The sequence below is a fragment of the Pedococcus soli genome (assembly GCF_054782575.1).
The window spans coordinates 1-3,496 of the sequence record NZ_BAAGSF010000007.1 but is presented as its reverse complement, the minus strand read 5'-3'; the positions used below and the strand labels follow the sequence as shown (position 1 = coordinate 3,496).

Here is a 3,496-nt window from a genome sequence, read left to right as displayed (position 1 = left end):
CACCGTAACCAGTGCAGTACCATCGGCGCTGAAGGGCTTAGCTTCCGGGTTCGGAATGGAGCCGGGCGTTTCCCCTTCGCTATGACAGCCGAAACTCTATGGAGATATCTTTCGGTGTGCTCCCACCACACGCGCGGTGGTTGGAGCGGGGTTCCCGACCGTATCTCGGGAACTACACAGTGGACGCGTAACATCTTTGTTGTATCAAGTTATCGGCTTATTAGTACCAGTCAGCTACACACATTACTGTGCTTCCACGTCTGGCCTATCAACCCAGTAGTCTAGCTGGGAGCCTCTCGGACCGAAGTCCATGGAAACCTCATCTTGAAGCGTGCTTCCCGCTTAGATGCTTTCAGCGGTTATCACTTCCGAACGTAGCTAATCAGCCGTGCTCTTGGCAGAACAACTGACACACCAGAGGTTCGTCCATCCCGGTCCTCTCGTACTAGGGACAGCTCTTCTCAAGTTTCCTACGCGCACAGCGGATAGGGACCGAACTGTCTCACGACGTTCTAAACCCAGCTCGCGTACCGCTTTAATGGGCGAACAGCCCAACCCTTGGGACCTACTCCAGCCCCAGGATGCGACGAGCCGACATCGAGGTGCCAAACCATGCCGTCGATATGGACTCTTGGGCAAGATCAGCCTGTTATCCCCGGGGTACCTTTTATCCGTTGAGCGACGGCGCTTCCACAAGCCACCGCCGGATCACTAGTCCCGACTTTCGTCCCTGCTCGACATGCCTGTCTCACAGTCAAGCTCCCTTGTGCACTTACACTCAAAACCTGATTGCCAACCAGGCTGAGGGAACCTTTGGGCGCCTCCGTTACCTTTTAGGAGGCAACCGCCCCAGTTAAACTACCCACCAGGCACTGTCCCTGATCCGGATCACGGACCGAGGTTAGATATCCAGAACGACCAGAGTGGTATTTCAACGTTGACTCCACACACACTGGCGTGCATGCTTCACAGTCTCCCACCTATCCTACACAAGCCGTACCGAACACCAATACCAAGCTGTAGTAAAGGTCCCGGGGTCTTTCCGTCCTGCTGCGCGTAACGAGCATCTTTACTCGTAGTGCAATTTCGCCGAGTTCGTGGTTGAGACAGTGGAGAAGTCGTTACGCCATTCGTGCAGGTCGGAACTTACCCGACAAGGAATTTCGCTACCTTAGGATGGTTATAGTTACCACCGCCGTTTACTGGGGCTTAAATTCTCAGCTTCGCTCCGAAGAACTAACCGGTCCTCTTAACCTTCCAGCACCGGGCAGGCGTCAGTCCGTATACATCGTCTTGCGACTTCGCACGGACCTGTGTTTTTAGTAAACAGTCGCTTCTCCCTGGTCTCTGCGGCCGTTCTCCCTAGACAGCAAGTGTCTTCAGGATCCGGGCCCCCCTTCTCCCGAAGTTACGGGGGTATTTTGCCGAATTCCTTAACCACGATTCACTCGATCGCCTTGGTATTCTCTACCTAACCACCTGAGTCGGTTTGGGGTACGGGCGGCTCGAACCTCGCTAGAAGATTTTCTTGGCAGCATAGGATCACCCTGCTTCCCGCATACGCGGTCACTATCAGGTCTCAGGCTATGTGAGCTGCGGATTTGCCTACAGCTCGCCCTACACCCTTGGACGTGGACTACCATCGCCACGCGGAGGCTACCTTCCTGCGTCTCTCCATCGCTTGACTACTACCAGATCGGGTCACGCGCTCCACCACTAACCTCCACCCGAAGGTGTCAGCACGTGGTTTCAGGCGTTTAGCATCAAAAGGTTCATCATGGGCGGTTCTTCGCCGGTTCCGGAATATCAACCGGATGTCCATCGACTACGCCTGTCGGCCTCGCCTTAGGTCCCGACTTACCCAGGGCAGATTAGCTTGACCCTGGAACCCTTGGTTATTCGGCGGACGGGTTTCTCGCCCGTCATTCGCTACTCATGCCTGCATTCTCACTCGTGTGGCCTCCACGGCTGGATCACTCCGCCGCTTCCCTGGCCACACGACGCTCCCCTACCCATCAACACGCTTGGACCGTGAACCCGCAGGTGTCACAGCCGGGCAAAGTGTCAATGCCACAGCTTCGGTGGTGTGCTTGAGCCCCGCTACATTGTCGGCGCGGAATCACTTGACCAGTGAGCTATTACGCACTCTTTAAAGGGTGGCTGCTTCTAAGCCAACCTCCTGGTTGTCAATGCAACTCCACATCCTTTCCCACTTAGCACACGCTTAGGGACCTTAGATGGTGGTCTGGGCTGTTTCCCTCTCGACTACGGAGCTTATCCCCCGCAGTCTCACTGCCACGCTCTCACTTACCGGCATTCGGAGTTTGGCTAACGTCAGTAACCTGGTGAGGCCCATTAGCTATCCAGTAGCTCTACCTCCGGTAAGAAACACGTGACGCTGCACCTAAATGCATTTCGGGGAGAACCAGCTATCACGGAGTTTGATTGGCCTTTCACCCCTACCCACAGCTCATCCCCTCAGTTTTCAACCTAAGTGGGTTCGGTCCTCCACGACGTCTTACCGTCGCTTCAACCTGGCCATGGGTAGATCACTCCGCTTCGGGTCTAGACCCAGCGACTAAAACGCCCTATTCGGACTCGCTTTCGCTACGGCTTCCCCACACGGGTTAACCTCGCCACTGAGCACTAACTCGCAGGCTCATTCTTCAAAAGGCACGCCGTCACCCCACAAGGAGGCTCCGACGGATTGTAGGCACACGGTTTCAGGATCTATTTCACTCCCCTCCCGGGGTACTTTTCACCTTTCCCTCACGGTACTTGTCCGCTATCGGTCACCAGGGAATATTTAGGCTTAGCGGGTGGTCCCGCCAGATTCACACGGGATTTCTCGGGCCCCGTGCTACTTGGGATACTTCTCTGGAGTGCACATCGTTTCGTCTACGGGGGTCGCACCCTCTGTGCCGGGCCATTCAATGCCCTTCGACTACAACGCGCATTTCTGACTCCATGCCAACATGTCAGTGCTGACCGAAAAGTCCCACGACCCCGCAACTGCAACCCCTGACAGGTATCACACAGCTACGGTTTAGCCTCTTCCGCTTTCGCTCGCCACTACTCACGGAATCGCGGTTGCTTTCTCTTCCTGTGGGTACTGAGATGTTTCACTTCCCCACGTTCCCTCTACCCGCCCTATGTGTTCAGGCGGGAGTGACTGGACTTGCCTCCAGCCGGGTTTCCCCATTCGGAAATCCTCGGATCACAGTCTGGTTATCGACTCCCCGAGGCTTATCGCAGATTCCTACGTCCTTCTTCGGTTCCTGGTGCCAAGGCATCCACCGTGTGCCCTTAAAAACTTGAGCCACAAAGATGCTCGCGTCCACTGTGTAGTTCTCAAAATACGGGCGGCCCCACCCCACACCCAGCACCTGCTCGAACCGCACCTCACGAAGAGGCACAATCCCAGTGGTTTGACTGGAGGGATGGGTCCAAGGCCGTAAACCGGCCCGAAGGAACAAGCTGCAAGCAGCCCGAGCCT

General features: G+C 55.8%; 2 rRNA genes. Both read right to left on the bottom strand.

The features are described from left to right. Positions 1-93, bottom strand: a 5S ribosomal RNA gene (rrf, locus tag ACYVKF_RS19945); the annotation flags it as partial. A gap of 107 nt (positions 94-200) precedes the next feature. Then, a 23S ribosomal RNA gene (locus tag ACYVKF_RS19940) occupies positions 201-3,320 on the bottom strand. Between the last annotated feature and the right edge of the window lie 176 nt (positions 3,321-3,496).